We start from the raw sequence: 17,826 nt of genomic DNA, 5'->3' as shown, positions 1-17,826 counted from the left end.
TAATTCTACGGTAATGTCAATCGAGCCACTTTACCTGCAGTATACCTAGAAAGGTCAACAGGTTCATCGGCTAAAGTAATAGAGACGCCTTCCGGCGCGCCTAAGATGATGGAATAAGGCATTTGCCCTGACAGGGTTAAAGACTGGCCCGCTTTTTTTAACCCAATCGATAACACTTTACCTGAACTGTCTTTAACTTGAATCCAGCAATCATCTTTAAATTGCATAGACAGTTCATTGTTGTTGGTTTGTTGTTGGGTTATTTGTGCGATGGCTTCACTTTCTGTGGAGGAAGCTTCATTTGCTGTAGTCGACAGTGAGGTCACATTAGATGAGTCAGCATTCGTTGTCGAGGCAAGCTCGTTCTCTTGATCACTTTGATTCGACGCTAAGCTTGGTGTTGCGTCACTAACCGCTGATTCTGAATCAACTGCCGTGGCCGCCTGGTCATTAGAATCTGTTGTCATTGAGCTCGTTGGTGCTGACTCAATCGTTGCAGTCTCAGCTGATGACGCCGTCGCCTCTATCGATTGAAAATCATCATTCACCGTTGAATTGGTCGCATCATGCTCCGAAGAAAGAGAAGATGGCGATAAGGTGTCTTGTTGATGATTTTGCCACCACCAAACCGATGAGATCCCAAGAATGATAACCAAAATCCCCCAAGTGAGGTTCATGATACGGTTATCATGTTGTTTTCTCTCTGTTTTTTTAGAGAAACTGTGCATTGGCTGCTCTTTATGCTGCCCACGACCAGATTGTTCTAATGCAATAAGAATGTCTTTTTCTTTAATCCCGACCATCTTGGCATAAGATCGAAAATAGCCACGTATAAAGGTGGCTACATGATGATTATCAAATTGATTCGTTTCTATGCTCTCAATGACAGACACTTTTAAGCGTAATTTCTCAGCAATGTCTTTCTGGCTAAGCCCTAACTCAAGACGACGTTGACGCAGCATCTCACCAGGAAGCGTCGTATTCACTTCAACTTTTGGATCGGTTTCGTTATTTTCAGTACTCATTCTGTCTGTACTTCTGATATTGGACAGAGTCTGGATATTTGGTTTTCAGTATGTTGCCATACTTAGACACTAACTCAGGATTATTGGCTTTATGTTCTAGTTTTATTAATAAATCCAAGCTAGTAGGACGGTATCCATATCTCTGATTAAATTGTAATAGTCGGATCCTGGCATGCGAAAACTCGTCCTTTTCTATTTCTAACTCAGCCATCTGTAACAATGATCGAGCTCTACCGGGATCATGATCAAGAGCGCGAGAAAAGTAGTTTTCTGCTTTCTCCTTATCACCACTTTTTAATGCACATAATCCAGCATTTTCATAACTGGCGGCCACTAAATAATAATAAGGTTGCTCTATCGCGCGGTTAAAATATTCATCCGCTTTTTTATACTCGCCTTGACGACACAAAAAGGCACCGTAGTTATTCAATACATCTCCATTTTTAGGAGAGCTATCCAATGCTTCTTGGTACGCCTGTTCGGCTAATTTATTTTCGCCCACTCTTTGGTAATAATAAGCGATGGAATTTAAAGCTCGATAATAAGTTGGCGCATATTTCACCGCCGTCTCTAGATTTTCACGAGCTTTTACCATATTGCCTTCTTCCAAATATCCCAATCCTAATGAGATTCTGGCTTCCGACGCTTTTATATTATCAAATTTAGCAGTGTTTGGCTTGTCGGTCACTGTAACACAACCGGTTAAGAAACTAACCACTAAAATGCAAACTCTATTTTTTATCGACAACATTGGATACCGCCTCTTTCGATGCAGGAACCAATGTCATGTCTATCAGATAGCTTTTACTGGGATTGGTTCCCCTTGCTGCTTTTGTTTTGTACGTTTTGTTCGGTCGATCACATCTCCAACCAGCTGACCACATGCTGCATCGATATCATCACCACGAGTTTTACGTACCGTAACCGTATAATCGTATTGCATTAATGTTTTCATAAAGCGATCAATACGAGAGTTACTTGGCTTGTTATATGGTGACCCAGGATACGGGTTAAATGGAATTAAATTAATTTTTGCAGGGGTATCTTTTAACAACTCTGCGAGCTGCCTAGCATGTTCCATATCATCATTAACATGATCAAGTAACACGTATTCGACCGTAACCTTACCGCGGTTGGCATTAGAAGAGGCGATATAGCGACGAACGGAACCCAGAAAATCTTGGATATCCCAACGATCGTTAATCGGCATGATTTGACTACGCAGCTCATCATTCGGTGCATGCAATGAAATCGCTAATGCCACATCAATATTGCCCGTCATTTGATCTAACCCAGAAACCACACCTGAGGTTGAAACTGTGACACGACGTTTTGATAGACCAAAACCTAAATCATCCAGCATGATTTCTAATGCAGGGATCAAGTTTTTCATGTTCAACAATGGTTCGCCCATGCCCATCATCACCACGTTGGTGATCGGACGACGACCGGTTTCTTTTTGCAAACCGATTTCACGAGCAGCACGCCACACCTGACCAATAATTTCCGATACTTTTAAGTTACGGTTAAAACCTTGTTGAGCGGTTGAACAAAATTTACATTCTAAAGCACAACCCACTTGAGAAGAGACACATAAGGTCGCTCGGTCTTCATCAGGAATGTATACCGTTTCAACGTCTTGATCGCCTACGCGCATCGCCCATTTAATGGTGCCATCACTAGAATGCTGTGCTTCCGAGACATAAGGGGCACGAATTTCACAGCGCGCCTCTAATTTGGCTCTTAGGGCTTTATTGATGTTATTCATTTTGGAGAAATCATCACAACCAAAATGGTAGATCCACTTCATGATCTGATCGGCACGAAATGCTTTCTCGTTCAGTTCTTCGGTAAAAAACTGGCGGAGACCTTTGCGGTCAAAATCCAGCAGATTTACTTTTGTCATGGTCATGGTTTTCTCACTAATGGAACAATAATTAAGGGCGCGAATTGTACAGGCTTTATACATTGACAACAAGGTTTGTTCGAGCCAGCACCGCTACAAGAACAAAAAAAGAGGCCACGTCAGCCTCTTAATTATAGCGGAAGAACTTTTCATCACAGTTCTATCATTATGAACGTTCAAAGATTTCCGATTCAGGGAAAAAGAATTCAATTTCACGCGCCGCCGATTCTGGACTATCTGAGCCATGAACCGAATTATGACGCATGCTTAAAGCATAATCAGCACGTAAGGTTCCGCACGCTGCTTCTTCTGGGTTGGTTTTTCCCATTAATTCACGATAACGAGCAATTGCATTATCACCTTCTAAAACTTGCACCATGATCGGCCCAGAAATCATGAATTCTTTTAATGGTTCAAAAAAAGGTTTGCCTTGATGTTCAGCATAAAATCCTGTGGCTTGCTCTGCGGTTAAGTGCACCATTTTTGCTGCAACGATAGTTAAGCCAGCTTGCTCTATACGTTGGTAAATCGCCCCAACTAAATTACGTTGCACCGCATCCGGCTTGATGATTGAAAATGTTCTTTCTAAACCCATGTTCTATCCTTTGATATTGTTATTATTTAAAGGGAGCCATGACGCTCCCTATTCCATTATTATTTTGCTTGATCGATCAAAATGCGCGCTAAGGTTCTCACTCCCATGCCTGTCGCACCCGCTGACCACTTGTCGCTTGATGTTTTACGATAAGTGCCCGAGCAGTCAAAGTGTAACCAACCTTTTTTGTAATCTTCGACAAAATAAGACAAGAAAGCAGCCGCGGTACTGGCTCCTGGGTTATAACTTCCATTAGAAATATTCGACATATCAGCAAAGTTCGATGGCAGCATATTGCGATGGAACTCTGCTAAAGGTAGTTGCCACAGCCCTTCAGATTCTTGCTCTGCGCTTTTTAATGCTTTTTGTGCCAATTTATTATCAAAGCTTAATAGCGCGTGATAATCATTACCTAAGGCATTTTTCGCCGCCCCAGTTAAAGTGGCGCAGTCGATGATCAATTTTGGTTTGTGTTCACTGGCATACATCAAGCCATCAGCCAGTACTAAACGGCCTTCCGCATCAGTATTCATGACTTCAACGGTTTTGCCATTTTTATAGGTAATGATGTCACCCAATTTCAATGCGCGGCCTGAAATCATATTCTCTGCACAGCATAAAATCAGTTTTACGCGTTTGTTTAGTCCGCGAGCAATCGCTAATGCAAGACCACCTGTGATGGTACCTGAACCGCCCATATCCGCTTTCATTGAGTCCATAAAACCAGAAGGCTTAATGCTATAACCGCCAGAATCAAACGTAATTCCTTTACCTACCAAACAGGCATACACAGGAGCATCAGCATCACCGGTTGGGTTAAAGTCTAATTGCAGCATTGCTGAAGTGCGTTCAGAGCCACGCCCTACCGCGTAAATACCTTCCCAACCTTCCGTTAGCAGATCTTTATCTTTGACGATTTTGTAAGAAACCGACCCTTCTGGAGCAATCGATTTAATAAACTCACCCGCCATAGTGGCCAATTGACGAGGTGCGACTTCTTCAGCGCTTTTATTGATGATGTCACGAACCCAATCCGTGACTTTCACTCGAGCTTCAAGTTCGGTTTGCTCGGCTGGTTCTAACGCAGACCAAGTGACGATATTGCCTTTTTTCGATGAACGGAATCCTTGGATAAACGACCAAATTAACTCGAGATCCCAACCTTCACCGTTGAGCTCAACCGATTTAATCCCTTGAGCATCTAATTTACGAGCAGCGCGTTGTACGATATCAGAAGAAGGGCTGCTGAGATGGATAATGGCCCCTTCAGTTGAAAAAGAAAGCAGTGCATTTTCGCCCCATTGAGACTGGGCGGCTTCACGAGAAATTGTCACGGACATAGATGTTGACATTTTTACTCCTTACCTAAATGTCTAGACGCACAATAATTGACGATATGAAACACTCTAGGCTGTCATTATTTGAAATAAGAGCGTCTGGGTTCAAAACTGACCACAACCCTCTATAAACTTTATCAAAGCAATCGATAAAGAGTTGTTAATACAATCTACGAAACTTTGTTAAAACTAAGCTATATCATAAAGCCTCTTGCGACAAGTACCACGATAAACTCAATAACTTGTGAGCTTATACTTATCTGCTCAATGATTACTCAACGGCGGATAAAAGCGCTGTATTGAGTGACTTTTAATTATCCGCCGCTGAGGTTGATTAAACACTCCATCATTAATCGCCTAAATAAAAGACAAAATAAAAGCCCCCGAAGAGGCCTTTATTATTTATTTCAATCACTTGAATCATTACTAATAATGATGCTCTGATTAACGATTAAATTTCATCCAACCAACAGAGTAAAATCGCTTCTAATATTTTTTCGTTAGAACGATTAGGCTCATCATCAAATTCATCCAGTTCCGTGATCCATTGATGCATATCGGTGAAACGTACGGTTTGCGGATCTAAGTCAGGAAACTTCTCAGCTAATTCAATCGCAATATCTTGAGAATCTGTCCATTTTAAGCCCATACTCTATCTCCTGGTTGTTTCGACAAAAGGTCACGCTAATTGGTGGTAGTTTAATCCTAGCTCAATGATGATCTAGTGTTAAATTAATGATTTTCTGACGCTAAGTTAATGGTATAACGAGGGATCTCAACCACCAGATCTTCATGCGCCACTTTTGCTTGGCAACCTAAACGCGACTCTGGCTCTAAGCCCCATGCTTTGTCTAGCATATCGTCTTCTAGCTCTTCACTTTCTTCTAAAGAATCAAAGCCTTCTCGGATAATCACATGGCATGTCGTACATGCACACGATTTTTCACACGCATGCTCAATACCGATACCATTTTTTAGTGCCACATCTAATACTGATTCACCAGTTTCAGCCTCAAGCACAGCGCCCTCTGGGCATAAATCTTCATGAGGTAATACAATAATCTTTGGCATATTCCATCCTACTTAAACAGGGCCACTATGAGTATAATTTGCTCAAATTTGTGTGTATTTTCAGCAAGGCTGAGAGTAATTCTTTGTTAAATATTATCGACCGATTGACCTGCCAATGCTGCGCGAATGGAAACATCCATACGGCGTGATGCAAATTCTTGGCTAGCTTTATCCGTGTCTTTTATACCTTGTTCAATCGCATCAGCGTCCGTTCCATTACGCAGCTCAATCAAGGTTCTTAATGATTCTTCAATCGCTTTATATTCATCATGGCTCAAGAGTTGCTCACCATTCTCTTGAAGTGCAACCAGTAAACCTTCAATCACTCGGTCCGCTTCCACTTTTTGCTCAGCTAACGCTCGTGCTTGCATATCTTCTTTGGCGTAAGTCATAGACGACTTCAACATGTCGGCAATTTCAGTATCACTTAAACCATAAGAAGGTTTTACTTGAATATCAGCTTGAACACCGGTGCTTTTCTCCATTGCCGTAACAGACAATAAACCGTCTGCATCAACTTGATAAGTCACACGAATATGCGCCGCTCCCGCTTTCATTGGCGGAATGCCATGTAAGGTAAAGCGTGCAAGAGAACGACAATCATCGACCATTTCACGCTCACCTTGTACCACGTGTACTAACATGGCCGTTTGACCATCTTTAAAAGTGGTAAACTCTTGTGCTCGCGCTACTGGAATAGTGGTGTTGCGAGGAATGATCTTTTCAACCAAGCCGCCCATAGTTTCAATGCCAAGCGATAACGGGATCACATCCAACAATAACATGTCAGAATCTGGCTTATTGCCGACTAAAATATCCGCTTGAATACCGGCACCAATCGCCACCACTTCATCTGGGTTAATGCTGGTTAATGGTGTGCGACCAAAGAATTCACCGACTAAAGTACGTACTAATGGCGTGCGGGTTGACCCCCCAACCATTACGACTTCATTAACTTGATCTGGCATCACATCCGCATCTTTTAAAGCGCGGCGACACGACAGCAAGGTTTTCTTCACCAATGGAGTAATCAAGTCATCAAATTGTTGACGAGTCAGCGTTACGGTTTGACCGAGCACTTCGACATCTACTTGGCTCTGATCCGATAGACCTATTTTGGCTTGGGTTGCAGCATCCACTAATACTCGGTGTTGCTCCGCCGTCAGTTTGTCAGTTTGGCCAACTTGTTGCTTAAAGTAACCAACTAATAAATCATCAAAGTCATCACCGCCGAGCGCTGAATCGCCACCAGTGGCTAACACTTCAAATACGCCCTTAGATAAACGCAAAATAGAAATATCAAAAGTACCGCCACCTAAGTCGTAGACAGCAATCACCCCTTCTTGACCTGAGTCTAACCCGTACGCAATGGCTGCTGCGGTTGGCTCATTGAGTAAACGAAGCACTTTAAGGCCCGCAAGCTCGGCAGCATCTTTCGTACCAGCACGTTGCGCATCATCAAAATAAGCCGGAACGGTAATCACTACCCCTTCAAGTTCGTGGCCTAAGGTTGTTTCAGCACGTTGCGCCAAGGCTTTGAGGATCTCACTTGATACTTGAATCGGGTTGACTAAACCTGTTGGTGTTTGAATCAACGGCAGCGCATTGTCACTGGCTTGAAATTGATAAGGCAGATCAACATAACGAGTTTGAACATCTTGTAGCGAACGACCAATCAAGCGCTTTGCAGAACTAATGGTATTTTTAGGATCTTGTTGAGCACGAGCTTTCGCCTCATGGCCCACTAATATGCCTTCAGACGAGTAATGAACAACAGAAGGTAGAATGGCTTTTTGATTTTCATCGACCAGCGGTGAACAGCTACCACTTCTTACTGCCGCCACAAGAGAATTAGTGGTACCTAAGTCGATACCCACAGCAAATTTATGTTGATGAGGCGCGGCACTTTGGCCAGGTTCTGCAATCTGAAGTAACATAATTTGAAACTATCCTTTTATCTTCACTCTCAAAATCAGCAATCTTGTCTTGCCTTGTTTTCGAGTTATTAACCAAGCAACTTGTCTTCTAGTTGCTCAATTTCATATCTTAATTTATTGACAAACTTGAGCTTTCTTACGCTATTCGCCGCCTCATCCCAATGATTATCTTGTAATTGAGATTGTAATTGATCCAAATGTTGTTGATACATTTTCTGAACTTTGCCATCAAATTCAAACAAGGCACTTTCAGGGTCCGCTGAGTGAGCAATTTCTTCCACTTCTTCGCGTAACTCCATTTGTTCCATTAAGAACATAGGATCATTCATGGTCTGCTGCTCATCACGAATATCCACACCTTGTAAAACCAATAGATATTCAGCACGAGATATAGGTGATTTTAAAATTTGATAGGCATCGTTAATTTCAGCGGCTTTTTGTACCGCCATCAGACGATCGCGCTCGGAAGCAGAAGCAAATTTATCAGGATGGAAACGACGCTGTAGATCACGAAAAGTGTCAGATAGAGCAGCATTATCCAGCTCAAACTGGTTTGCCAAGCCAAATAATTCAAAATAATTCATAGTGATAACTTGTGCTCAATAGGGGTCAATAATATCGATTAAAGAGACATCACCAACGTCTTAAAATAGCAATGGCACCCTTTAAGAGTGCCATCTTACCCAATGTGATGCATTATACGTTGAAGCTTTCGCCACAACCACATTCGCCTTTCACATTTGGGTTATTAAATTTAAAGCCTTCATTTAAGCCTTCTTTGGCAAAATCCAGCTCTGTACCATCTAAGTACACCAGACTTTTAGGATCAATAATGACTTTGACGCCATCATGTTCAAAAATCTGATCTTCTTCGTTTAATTGATCAACAAACTCAAGGACATATGCCATACCAGAACAACCGGTTGTTCTTACACCTAAGCGAAGGCCAATGCCTTTACCTCGGTTTTCTAAGAAAGTTTTTACGCGATTTGCTGCCGCGTCTGTCATGGTGATGGCCATACTGCAACCTTGTGTCTATCTATAAATTTACAGAGAAAGTACTATAAATTAAGGTGAAAACGAGAAGTACTTTCATGAGTGCAGGGAAGGTCGCCCTTCCCTAACAACATGATGATTATTGATGTTTTTTCTTATAATCGGATACGGCGGCTTTAATCGCATCTTCCGCTAAAATTGAACAGTGCACCTTCACCGGTGGTAAGGCTAATTCTTCCGCAATCTCAGCATTTTTAATTGAAGCTGCTTCATCTAAGCTTTTGCCTTTCACCCATTCTGTCACCAGTGAACTTGAAGCAATTGCAGAGCCGCAACCGTAAGTTTTAAATTTAGCATCTTCAATGATACCTTCTGGTGATACTTTGATCTGCAGTTTCATTACGTCACCACAAGCCGGAGCACCAACCATACCACTACCAATGCTAGGATCTTCTTTATCAAAAGAACCAACGTTACGTGGGTTCTCATAATGATCGATTACTTTTTCGCTATAAGCCATAATATTTTACCTCGAATCCTCAACGTCCCTGAGATTAGTGATGTGCCCACTCAACAGTGTTCAAATCAATCCCTTCTTTGTACATGTCCCATAACGGTGACATATCACGGAGTTTATCTACTGCAACACGAATTTGCTCAACAGCGTAATCCACTTCTTCTTCCGTAGTAAAACGGCCAAATGAGAAGCGAACAGAGCTATGAGCTAACTCGTCATCTAAGCCTAATGCACGTAAAACATAGGATGGCTCAAGGCTCGCTGATGTACAGGCTGAACCAGAAGATACCGCTAAATCTTTCAATGCCATTAATAAAGATTCACCTTCTACAAAGGCAAAACTTACGTTTAAGTTGTTTGGTAAGCGCTGTTCTAAATCACCATTGATGGTCACCGCTTCCATATCTTTTAGACCGTCTAATAGACGATTACGCAAGGCTAATGCGTGGTCATAATCTTTTTGCATGTCTTGTTTAGCAATCGCAAACGCTTCACCCATACCTACGATTTGGTGCGTTGGTAAAGTCCCTGAACGGAAGCCACGCTCATGACCACCACCGTGCATTTGCGCTTCTAGGCGAATACGTGGTTTACGACGAACGTAAAGTGCGCCAATCCCTTTAGGGCCATAAATTTTATGTGCCGATAATGAGATAAGATCGACTTTCAATGCTTGCGTATCAATCGGTAATTTACCCGCAGATTGAGCCGCATCGACATGGAAAACGGTTTTGTTAGCACGACATAGCTCACCCAGTGCAGCAATATCTTGAATAACACCAATTTCATTGTTGACATGCATGATGGACACTAACACGGTATCGTCACGCAATGCTGCCTTGAATTTTTCTAAATCAATAAGTCCATTACTTTCAGGCTCAAGATAGGTCACCTCATAACCTTCACGCTCAAGTTGGCGGCAAGGGTCGAGCACGGCTTTATGCTCGGTTTTACAAGTGATGATGTGCTTGCCTTGTTTTCCGTAGAAATGAGCCACCCCTTTAATCGCAAGGTTATCTGACTCTGTGGCGCCTGAAGTAAAGACGATTTCACGTGGATCGGCATTTAAAATATCAGCAATTTGCTCACGAGCATGATCAACTGCTTCTTCGGCTTGCCAACCAAAACGGTGCGATCGAGACGCAGGGTTACCAAAGGTGCCGTCCATCGTCATAAATTGAACCATTTTCTCAGCAACACGTGGATCTACTGGACATGTTGCAGAATAGTCAAAATAAATAGGCAGTTTCATTCTTTACTCCAATGTGAAAACTTTAGGCTCACCATTACGAGCGAGCATTCATACCAACAGTGTCAGCTTTATCATGATTGTCTGATGCGTAATTATTATTACCAAAGCTGTTATTCACTACTAGTTCTATATTCTGGCGCTCTGATATATCAAGAACTTCACTATTTAACATCAGCTCTCCAAGAGTAATGCCATCTAAGAACTCACTGATGCGAGCGCTTAAATCATGCCATAAAGTGTGTGTTAAGCAGCGAACACCACCTTGACAGTCGCCTTTACCTTGGCATTTTGTTGCATCAACAGATTCATCCACTGCGGCAATCACAGTGCCAACTGCAATTTCGCTGGCGTTAACACCTAAACGGTATCCGCCACCAGGACCACGTACACTCGCCACTAGGCCCGCTTTACGAAGTCGTGAAAAAAGTTGCTCCAAGTAAGATAAAGAAATCCCTTGGCGTTCTGAAATATCGGCTAACGGAACAGGTCCTTGACTTGAATGTAGCGCCACATCCAACATTGCTGTTACCGCATATCTTCCTTTTGATGTCAGTCTCATATTGCCCGTACCCACAGTAAGTTTGTGGGCACTATGATTTCATACCATACTAAAACGGTCAAGTATTTATTTGACTAAAATAGTCAGGTATTCAATCTTTGTTATTCTGCTCGGCTAATGATTTTTCAACGGACGTTAATATACCACGTAACATGTTTAATTCTTGTGTTTCAGGGCGAGTACGACTGAATAATCGTCTGAGCTTATTCATGACTAAGTTCGGTTTATCTTGGGAGATAAACTGGGTCTTCAAGATCACATTTTCAAGGTGCTGATAAAATAATTCCAACTCTTTATGGCGTGGATACTCTTCGATTACCGCTGCTGGGTATTGAGCCGCTTGTTGCTCAAGCCAAGCCATACGAATTTCATAACTCAGCGTTTGGACAGCCATGGCTAAATTCAGTGAACTGTATTGTGGATTGGCAGGGATACAAACATGATAATGACATTTTTGTAATTCTTCATTGGTAAGCCCGGTTCTTTCACGACCAAAAACCAGTGCGACCTTGCCTTGTTGAGCATGTTGAATAAACTTACGGCCACATTCTCTTGGCTCTAGCATTGGCCATTCGAGTGTTCGAGAGCGCGCGCTTGAGCCTACCACCAGTACACAATCTGCAATGGCTTCATCTAATGTATCGACGATTAGAGCATTTTCAGCCACATCACCCGCACCAGATGCTAATGATAATGTTTGATCATCCACTTCACATTGAGGTGACACGAGCACTAATTCTGTCAATCCCATCACTTTCATTGCTCTTGCTGCTGAACCTATGTTCCCCGAGTGAGAGGTACCAACTAAAATTACTTTGATATTATCTAACATTGCCATCTTCATCATGGTGTAAAAATTGTTGACGATAATATCACACTCTTAACATGAAATAATCTCCCGCTAATTGCGAGCATTGTGAATGAGCAAAAAATAGACGCTTTTCATTTAAAGAAACTCTGGTATACTGCACGCCGCTTTTTCGTTCTTTAACATCCGTTGGGAAAATTATATGCATCCTATGCTAAATATCGCTATTCGTGCTGCACGTGTAGCTGGCAACCATATTGCAAAATCATTAGAAAATACTGACAAGATTGAATCAACTCAAAAAGGTCAGAACGACTTTGTCACTAATATCGACAAAGAAGCAGAATTACTGATTATCGATACCATCAAAAAGTCTTACCCTGAACACTGCATCGTTGGTGAAGAAGGTGGCTCTGTTGAAGGTAAAGATACTGACGTACAATGGATCATTGACCCACTGGATGGCACCACTAACTTCATGAAAGGCTTCCCTCACTTCTCTATTTCTATCGCTGTTCGTATGCGCGGTAAGACTGAAGTAGCCTGTGTTTACGATCCTATTCGTAACGAGTTATTCACGGCTCAACGCGGTTCTGGTGCTCAATTAAACAATGCCCGTCTTCGCATTAACCCTATCAAAGATTTAAATGGCGCAATCTTAGCCACTGGCTTCCCATTTAAACAAAAACAACATTCTGAAAGCTATATCAAAATCGTTGGCGGTTTATTTACTGAGTGTGCTGATTTCCGTCGCACTGGTTCTGCTGCTCTTGATTTATGTTACCTAGCGGCTGGTCGTGTAGATGGCTTCTTCGAGCTTGGTTTAAAACCATGGGATATCGCAGCGGGTGAATTGATCGCTCGTGAAGCTGGTGCAATTTTAACTGACTTTGCAGGCGGTACTAACTACCTAGCTTCAGGTAATCTTGTCGCTTCAAGTGCACGTGGTGTAAAGAGCATTCTTAAACACGTTCGTGAACACGCTAACGAAGGCATGATGAAGTAAGCACTTATCTAGCTTATAAAATAATAAAGCGCCCGCTGAGATGACCTCAGCGGGCGCTTTTTTGTTGCTCGTTGCTTGTTGCTCGAGAAAGTATGCCTTTGTAAGCGCTCGCTTCAAATATACTTATGCTTCCTTTCGAGCTTTCGAGCTTTCGAGCTTTCGAGCTTTCGAGCTTTCGAGCTTTCGAGAGACGATAAAAAAGGCTTTGAACCGAAATTCAAAGCCTTCCTGTATTATCGTGATAGATCCGCCTAAATTAAGGCATCATAGGATCTTGATCCGCGCCTTCTTTTTCAACTTGTGTTGGCATTAAGTGCTCACGAGTCAAACCAAAGCGTAAGGCAACCGCAGATGCCACGTAGATCGATGAGTAAGTACCAACGGTAATACCCAACAACAAGGCTAATGCGAAGCCATGAATATTAGCGCCACCTTGAGTAAATAGAGCAATTACAACGAAAAGTGTTGTACCTGAAGTAATCAAGGTACGGCTTAGCGTTTGAGTAATCGAACTGTTCATGATGTCTCTTGGTTCACTATTACGCATCTTACGGAAGTTTTCACGAATTCGGTCAAACACTACGATGGTATCGTTGAGTGAGTAACCAACCACAGTCAGTAGCGCAGCAATGATCGTTAAATCAATCTCAATTTGTAAAAATGAAAAAATACCCAGTGTAATGGTGACGTCATGAGCCAAAGACATTACTGCCCCAGCCGATAAACGCCATTCAAAACGCATGGACACGTACATCAAAATACAAAGTAAAGAGATCAAAATCGCAAGACCACCCGCTTCAGCCAGCTCATCACCAACATTCGGCCCTACAAATTCGATACGTTTTAATTCAACTTGATCACCAGAAGCTTGCTTTAAAGATTCAAGCACCTGATTACCAATGGTTTCCCCTTTGGTTCCTTCACGTGGGCGCATACGCACCATCACATCTTGTGCAGAGCCAAAGTTTTGAATGGTTGCATCAGCAAACCCATCTTGTGCTAACGCTTCACGTAATACCGGTAAATTAGCGGGGTGCTCAAACGTCACCTCAATTAAAGTACCACCGGTAAAATCTAACCCCCAATTAAACCATTTGGTTGAAATGGAGAATAAAGAAGCTGCGATCATTAATCCTGATAAAACGAAGGCAAATTTAGACCAACGCATAAAGTCGATCGCTTTGTCTGCTTTCAATATTTGAAACATAACTTTTCCTTAGATCGACAATTTCTTAATGTTGCGCTTACCACCGTACATTAGGTTGACCACACAACGTGTGCCAATGATGGCTGTAAACATTGAGGTTAAAATACCAATCGATAATGTCACTGCAAAGCCTTTGATAGCCCCTGTTCCCACTGCAAACAAAATAATCGCTGTGATAAGGGTGGTAATATTGGCATCGGCAATGGTACTAAAGGCATTAGCATAACCTTGATGGATCGCTTGTTGAGGACTGCGTCCTTCTTTAAGCTCTTCACGTATCCTTTCAAAAATCAATACGTTCGCATCGACAGCCATCCCGACGGTCAAGACAATACCGGCAATACCAGGCAAGGTCATCGTCGCACCAGGAATTAACGACATGATCCCGATAATCAATACCAAGTTCGACATCAATGCCATGTTGGCAATCAAACCAAAGCGGCGATAGTAAATTAAGGTAAACAGCATTACAGCCACTAAGCCCCAAATACACGCTTGGATACCTTTATCGATGTTTTGTTGCCCCATTGATGGTCCAATCGTACGCTCTTCCACAATGGAAATCGGTGCAATTAACGCCCCTGCGCGTAGCAACAATGCGAGGTTATGTGCTTCAGCTTGTGAGTCAATACCAGTAATACGGAAGCTACGACCTAGCGCAGATTGAATCGTTGCTTGGTTAATCACTTCTTCATGCTGAGTTAAAATCACTTTGCCTTCCGGCGTACGTTTACCGCTATCTTTATACTCAGTGAACACTGTCGCCATTAATTTCCCAATATTTTTCTTTGAGAAATCAGACATTTTATTTCCACCTTCGCTGTCTAGCGAGATGTTAACTTGTGGGCGACCATATTCATCAGTACTTGAGCTTGCATCTGTAATACTTGAACCACCAAGAATCACTCGTTTTTTCAGTACCGCAGGACGACCATCTTTATCAAACTTCACTTCGCTACCAGCAGGAACACGCCCTGCAGCCGCGGCCGCTAAATCTGCTTTATCGTCGACTTCACGAAACTCTAAGGTTGCAGTCGCACCTAAAATTTCTTTCGCGCGAGCAGTATCTTGTACACCCGGCAGCTCCACCACAATGCGGCTTGCACCTTGACGTTGAACTAAAGGTTCAGCAACCCCCAATTCATTAACACGGTTACGTAAAATCGTGATGTTTTGCTCTACCGCATAATTACGGATTTCAAGTAAACGTGCTTCATTAAACTTAGCAATGAGAGCGTTGTTATTACCGTTGGTGAAGACCATGTCACGATGTTTATCTGACAAAATCTTTTTCGCTTGTTCACGTTGTTCTTCATTACGAAGTACCACTTCAACTGCGTCTTTGCCTGAAGGACGAATCGCACGATAACGAATACGCTCATCTCGAAGATCACTACGGAAAGATTCTTCTTGTTGGCCAATTAATTTTTCCATCGCCGCATCCATATCCACTTCCATTAAGAAGTGAACACCGCCGCGTAAATCAAGACCAAGTTTCATTGGAGTAGCACCGATAGCGTCTAGCCAGCTCGGTGTTGCAGGAGCGAGGTTTAATGCCACAACAAAATCTTGACCCATGGTTTGGTTGATAATGTCACGAGCAGAAAGTTGGGTATCTGTATCTTTAAAACGAACGAGGACTGAACCGTTTTCTAATGCAACAGATTGAGTTTCAATGTTTTTTTCTTTTAATACGGTATTGATAGAATCCAAAGTCGACATATCAACTGAGGCGCCTCGCGCCCCAGTGATTTGTACCGCAGGATCTTCACCGTAAATATTTGGAAGAGCATATAGCGCACTGATTAAGATGACTGCAGCCACCATCAGATACTTCCATAAAGGGTAACGGTTTAGCACAGCGAGCATCCTTAGCTTTTATAGCTAACTAACTATAATTAAAGAGATTTAATTGTTCCTTTCGGCAACACAGCAGTAACGAAATCTTTTTTGATTGTTACTTCATTGTTTTCATTTAATGCTAGAAGGATGTAGCTATTATCTTCCGAGATCTTAACGATTTTACCAATAAGACCACCACTGGTAAGCACTTCATCACCTTTAGACATTGAAGCCATTAGGTTTTTATGCTCTTTTACGCGTTTCGCTTGTGGGCGATAGATCATGAAATAAAAGATCAGTGCAAACATACCCAACATGATAAACATTTCCATGCCACCACCAGCAGGTGCTCCAGACGCAGACGCATGTGCTTGAGAAATAAATAAACTCATTAAAACATTTCCTTTTTCTATAAATAATTGCGTAGTAAATTGGGTTTATTCTTAACCTTTTCAAGGTTAAGAATAAGTTAACCGATTAAAAAGAATAATTTATTGTGATAAATCACTCATTCGTACTTCTTTTTGCAAAGGCGGTACTTCACGATCACGTCGTGCATAGAACTCTTGTACAAATTCATCAAAACGATCTTCATCAATAGCAAGACGAATCGCTGCCATTAAACGTTGATAGTAACGAAGGTTATGAATCGTATTTAAACGCGCACCTAAAATCTCATTACAACGATCAAGATGATGCAAATACGATTTTGAATAGTTTTTACAAGTGTAACAATCACATTCAGGATCGAGTGCAGAGGTATCTGTTTTATGCGAAGCGTTACGAATTTTAATCACGCCACCAGTCACAAAAAGATGGCCATTACGTGCATTTCGAGTCGGCATAACGCAATCGAACATATCAATTCCGCGACGTACACCTTCAACTAAATCTTCCGGTTTGCCAACCCCCATTAAGTAACGAGGTTTGTCTTCTGGTAGTTGTGGACAAGTATGCTCAAGCATGTGGTGCATATCTTCTTTCGGCTCACCCACAGCTAAACCACCTACGGCGTAACCATCAAAACCGATTTCGGTTAACCCTTTTACCGATACATCACGCAGATCACCGTAAACACCACCCTGAACAATACCAAATAAAGCATTCGGGTTTTCTAATTTATCGAAATGATCACGGCTGCGCTGTGCCCAACGTAATGACATTTCCATCGATTTACGCGCTTCTTCATGCGTCGCAGGGTATGGCGTACATTCATCGAAAATCATCACGATGTCAGAGCCAAGATCCTTTTGAATTTCCATCGACTTTTCTGCGTCCATGAAAATTTTATCGCCATTTACTGGGTTGCGAAAATGCACCCCTTCTTCTGTGATCTTACGAATATCACCAAGGCTAAATACTTGGAAGCCGCCTGAATCGGTCAAAATAGGACCTTGCCAGTTCATAAAATCATGTAAGTCACCATGCAGCTTCATGATCTCTTGACCAGGGCGTAGCCATAAATGGAACGTGTTGCCCAGTAAAATTTCCGCCCCAGTATCTTTTACTTCTTCTGGGGTCATGCCTTTTACGGTACCGTAAGTCCCTACTGGCATGAATGCTGGTGTTTCTACTGTGCCACGTTTAAACGTTAAGCGTCCACGACGAGCTACGCCGTCTTTTTTAATTAGTTCGTATTTCACGAAGCCTCCAAAATGTCGGATAAACAGTCCAACGATATAAAAGCGCTTAGGTTTCTAGACCCTAGTGACTAGTCCCTAGAAAGTTACGCGCTAACAATTTATTACTTAACTCAATATATCGATGT

At 42.2% G+C, this 17,826-nt stretch carries 19 protein-coding genes; 1 reads left to right on the top strand and 18 read right to left on the bottom strand.

The features are described from left to right. Positions 1-5 precede the first annotated feature (5 nt). The 14 genes from rodZ to trmJ form a co-directional block, all read right to left on the bottom strand. Positions 6-1,025: a cytoskeleton protein RodZ gene (gene rodZ, locus VCA1004_RS02715; protein WP_086982304.1), complete on the bottom strand. Its 1,020-nt coding sequence runs from the start codon at positions 1,023-1,025 to the stop codon at positions 6-8. Then, positions 1,015-1,767, bottom strand: coding sequence for a type IV pilus biogenesis/stability protein PilW (gene pilW / locus VCA1004_RS02710; protein WP_232012635.1), 753 nt, complete (start codon positions 1,765-1,767; stop codon positions 1,015-1,017). Before pilW ends, rodZ begins: the two co-directional genes overlap by 11 nt. Positions 1,768-1,818: 51 nt before the next feature. Beyond that, complete coding sequence (locus tag VCA1004_RS02705) at positions 1,819-2,937, bottom strand: bifunctional tRNA (adenosine(37)-C2)-methyltransferase TrmG/ribosomal RNA large subunit methyltransferase RlmN (RefSeq protein WP_086982302.1); 1,119 nt, start codon at positions 2,935-2,937, stop codon at positions 1,819-1,821. Between the two features lie 160 nt (positions 2,938-3,097). Next, on the bottom strand, positions 3,098-3,526 hold the full coding sequence (gene ndk, locus VCA1004_RS02700) for a nucleoside-diphosphate kinase (protein WP_086982301.1): 429 nt from the start codon (positions 3,524-3,526) through the stop codon (positions 3,098-3,100). 59 nt (positions 3,527-3,585) lie between these two features. Beyond that, complete coding sequence (pepB, locus tag VCA1004_RS02695; protein ID WP_086982300.1) at positions 3,586-4,878, bottom strand: aminopeptidase PepB; 1,293 nt, start codon at positions 4,876-4,878, stop codon at positions 3,586-3,588. Between the two features lie 436 nt (positions 4,879-5,314). Further along, positions 5,315-5,512 carry a Fe-S cluster assembly protein IscX gene (iscX, locus tag VCA1004_RS02690; RefSeq protein ID WP_086982299.1) on the bottom strand — a complete coding sequence of 66 codons (198 nt, stop codon included), beginning with the start codon at positions 5,510-5,512 and terminating at the stop codon, positions 5,315-5,317. Between the two features lie 83 nt (positions 5,513-5,595). Further along, positions 5,596-5,934, bottom strand: coding sequence for an ISC system 2Fe-2S type ferredoxin (gene fdx / locus VCA1004_RS02685; protein WP_086982298.1), 339 nt, complete (start codon positions 5,932-5,934; stop codon positions 5,596-5,598). An 86-nt stretch (positions 5,935-6,020) separates the two neighbouring features. Further along, the gene (gene hscA, locus VCA1004_RS02680; protein ID WP_086982297.1) at positions 6,021-7,874 is read right to left on the bottom strand and encodes a Fe-S protein assembly chaperone HscA; all 1,854 of its coding nucleotides are present in this window, start codon (positions 7,872-7,874) and stop codon (positions 6,021-6,023) included. A 65-nt stretch (positions 7,875-7,939) separates the two neighbouring features. Next, complete coding sequence (gene hscB, locus VCA1004_RS02675; protein ID WP_086982296.1) at positions 7,940-8,455, bottom strand: co-chaperone HscB; 516 nt, start codon at positions 8,453-8,455, stop codon at positions 7,940-7,942. A 112-nt stretch (positions 8,456-8,567) separates the two neighbouring features. Beyond that, positions 8,568-8,891 carry an iron-sulfur cluster assembly protein IscA gene (iscA, locus tag VCA1004_RS02670; RefSeq protein WP_086982295.1) on the bottom strand — a complete coding sequence of 108 codons (324 nt, stop codon included), beginning with the start codon at positions 8,889-8,891 and terminating at the stop codon, positions 8,568-8,570. 115 nt (positions 8,892-9,006) lie between these two features. Beyond that, positions 9,007-9,387 (bottom strand): Fe-S cluster assembly scaffold IscU, encoded by a 381-nt coding sequence (gene iscU / locus VCA1004_RS02665; RefSeq protein WP_086982294.1) that lies wholly within the window; start codon positions 9,385-9,387, stop codon positions 9,007-9,009. Between the two features lie 34 nt (positions 9,388-9,421). Then, positions 9,422-10,636 (bottom strand): IscS subfamily cysteine desulfurase, encoded by a 1,215-nt coding sequence (locus VCA1004_RS02660; protein ID WP_086982293.1) that lies wholly within the window; start codon positions 10,634-10,636, stop codon positions 9,422-9,424. Positions 10,637-10,670: 34 nt separating this feature from the next. Then, the gene (gene iscR, locus VCA1004_RS02655) at positions 10,671-11,195 is read right to left on the bottom strand and encodes a Fe-S cluster assembly transcriptional regulator IscR (protein ID WP_086982292.1); all 525 of its coding nucleotides are present in this window, start codon (positions 11,193-11,195) and stop codon (positions 10,671-10,673) included. Between the two features lie 91 nt (positions 11,196-11,286). Beyond that, a complete protein-coding gene (gene trmJ, locus VCA1004_RS02650) occupies positions 11,287-12,027 on the bottom strand; it encodes a tRNA (cytosine(32)/uridine(32)-2'-O)-methyltransferase TrmJ (protein ID WP_086984611.1) in 741 nt (246 codons plus the stop codon). A 178-nt stretch (positions 12,028-12,205) separates the two neighbouring features. On the opposite strand from trmJ, the gene suhB reads away from it, so the two are divergent. Continuing rightward, entirely contained in the window at positions 12,206-13,009 is an 804-nt protein-coding gene (suhB, locus tag VCA1004_RS02645) for an inositol-1-monophosphatase (RefSeq protein ID WP_086982291.1), read from the top strand. A 256-nt stretch (positions 13,010-13,265) separates the two neighbouring features. Here suhB and secF read toward each other — a convergent pair whose 3' ends face one another. The 4 genes from secF to tgt form a co-directional block, all read right to left on the bottom strand. Beyond that, positions 13,266-14,216: a protein translocase subunit SecF gene (secF, locus tag VCA1004_RS02640; protein ID WP_086982290.1), complete on the bottom strand. Its 951-nt coding sequence runs from the start codon at positions 14,214-14,216 to the stop codon at positions 13,266-13,268. 9 nt (positions 14,217-14,225) lie between these two features. After that, positions 14,226-16,076, bottom strand: a complete 1,851-nt coding sequence (secD, locus tag VCA1004_RS02635) for a protein translocase subunit SecD (RefSeq protein ID WP_086982289.1) — start codon at positions 16,074-16,076, stop codon at positions 14,226-14,228. A 38-nt stretch (positions 16,077-16,114) separates the two neighbouring features. Further along, entirely contained in the window at positions 16,115-16,450 is a 336-nt protein-coding gene (gene yajC, locus VCA1004_RS02630; protein ID WP_086982288.1) for a preprotein translocase subunit YajC, read from the bottom strand. 99 nt (positions 16,451-16,549) lie between these two features. Next, entirely contained in the window at positions 16,550-17,701 is a 1,152-nt protein-coding gene (gene tgt / locus VCA1004_RS02625; RefSeq protein ID WP_086982287.1) for a tRNA guanosine(34) transglycosylase Tgt, read from the bottom strand. Between the last annotated feature and the right edge of the window lie 125 nt (positions 17,702-17,826).

Origin of the sequence: Vibrio aphrogenes, from assembly GCF_002157735.2 — a bacterium.
GTDB classification, from domain to species: Bacteria; Pseudomonadota; Gammaproteobacteria; order Enterobacterales; family Vibrionaceae; genus Vibrio; species Vibrio aphrogenes.
Note: the sequence above shows the minus strand (reverse complement) of the source record. Positions and strands in the feature narration are given on the sequence as shown.

Excerpts from the sequence above, each read along its gene's own strand:
- rodZ (WP_086982304.1), bottom strand. The coding sequence starts at position 1,025 with ATGAGTACTGAAAATAACGAAACCGATCCAAAAGTTGAAGTGAATACG.
- VCA1004_RS02705 (WP_086982302.1), bottom strand. The coding sequence starts at position 2,937 with ATGACCATGACAAAAGTAAATCTGCTGGATTTTGACCGCAAAGGTCTC.
- ndk (WP_086982301.1), bottom strand. The coding sequence starts at position 3,526 with ATGGGTTTAGAAAGAACATTTTCAATCATCAAGCCGGATGCGGTGCAA.
- pepB (WP_086982300.1), bottom strand. The coding sequence starts at position 4,878 with ATGTCAACATCTATGTCCGTGACAATTTCTCGTGAAGCCGCCCAGTCT.
- iscX (WP_086982299.1), bottom strand. The coding sequence starts at position 5,512 with ATGGGCTTAAAATGGACAGATTCTCAAGATATTGCGATTGAATTAGCT.
- fdx (WP_086982298.1), bottom strand. The coding sequence starts at position 5,934 with ATGCCAAAGATTATTGTATTACCTCATGAAGATTTATGCCCAGAGGGC.
- hscB (WP_086982296.1), bottom strand. The coding sequence starts at position 8,455 with ATGAATTATTTTGAATTATTTGGCTTGGCAAACCAGTTTGAGCTGGAT.
- iscA (WP_086982295.1), bottom strand. The coding sequence starts at position 8,891 with ATGGCCATCACCATGACAGACGCGGCAGCAAATCGCGTAAAAACTTTC.
- iscU (WP_086982294.1), bottom strand. The coding sequence starts at position 9,387 with ATGGCTTATAGCGAAAAAGTAATCGATCATTATGAGAACCCACGTAAC.
- VCA1004_RS02660 (WP_086982293.1), bottom strand. The coding sequence starts at position 10,636 with ATGAAACTGCCTATTTATTTTGACTATTCTGCAACATGTCCAGTAGAT.
- iscR (WP_086982292.1), bottom strand. The coding sequence starts at position 11,195 with ATGAGACTGACATCAAAAGGAAGATATGCGGTAACAGCAATGTTGGAT.
- trmJ (WP_086984611.1), bottom strand. The coding sequence starts at position 12,027 with ATGTTAGATAATATCAAAGTAATTTTAGTTGGTACCTCTCACTCGGGG.
- suhB (WP_086982291.1), top strand. The coding sequence starts at position 12,206 with ATGCATCCTATGCTAAATATCGCTATTCGTGCTGCACGTGTAGCTGGC.
- secF (WP_086982290.1), bottom strand. The coding sequence starts at position 14,216 with ATGTTTCAAATATTGAAAGCAGACAAAGCGATCGACTTTATGCGTTGG.
- yajC (WP_086982288.1), bottom strand. The coding sequence starts at position 16,450 with ATGAGTTTATTTATTTCTCAAGCACATGCGTCTGCGTCTGGAGCACCT.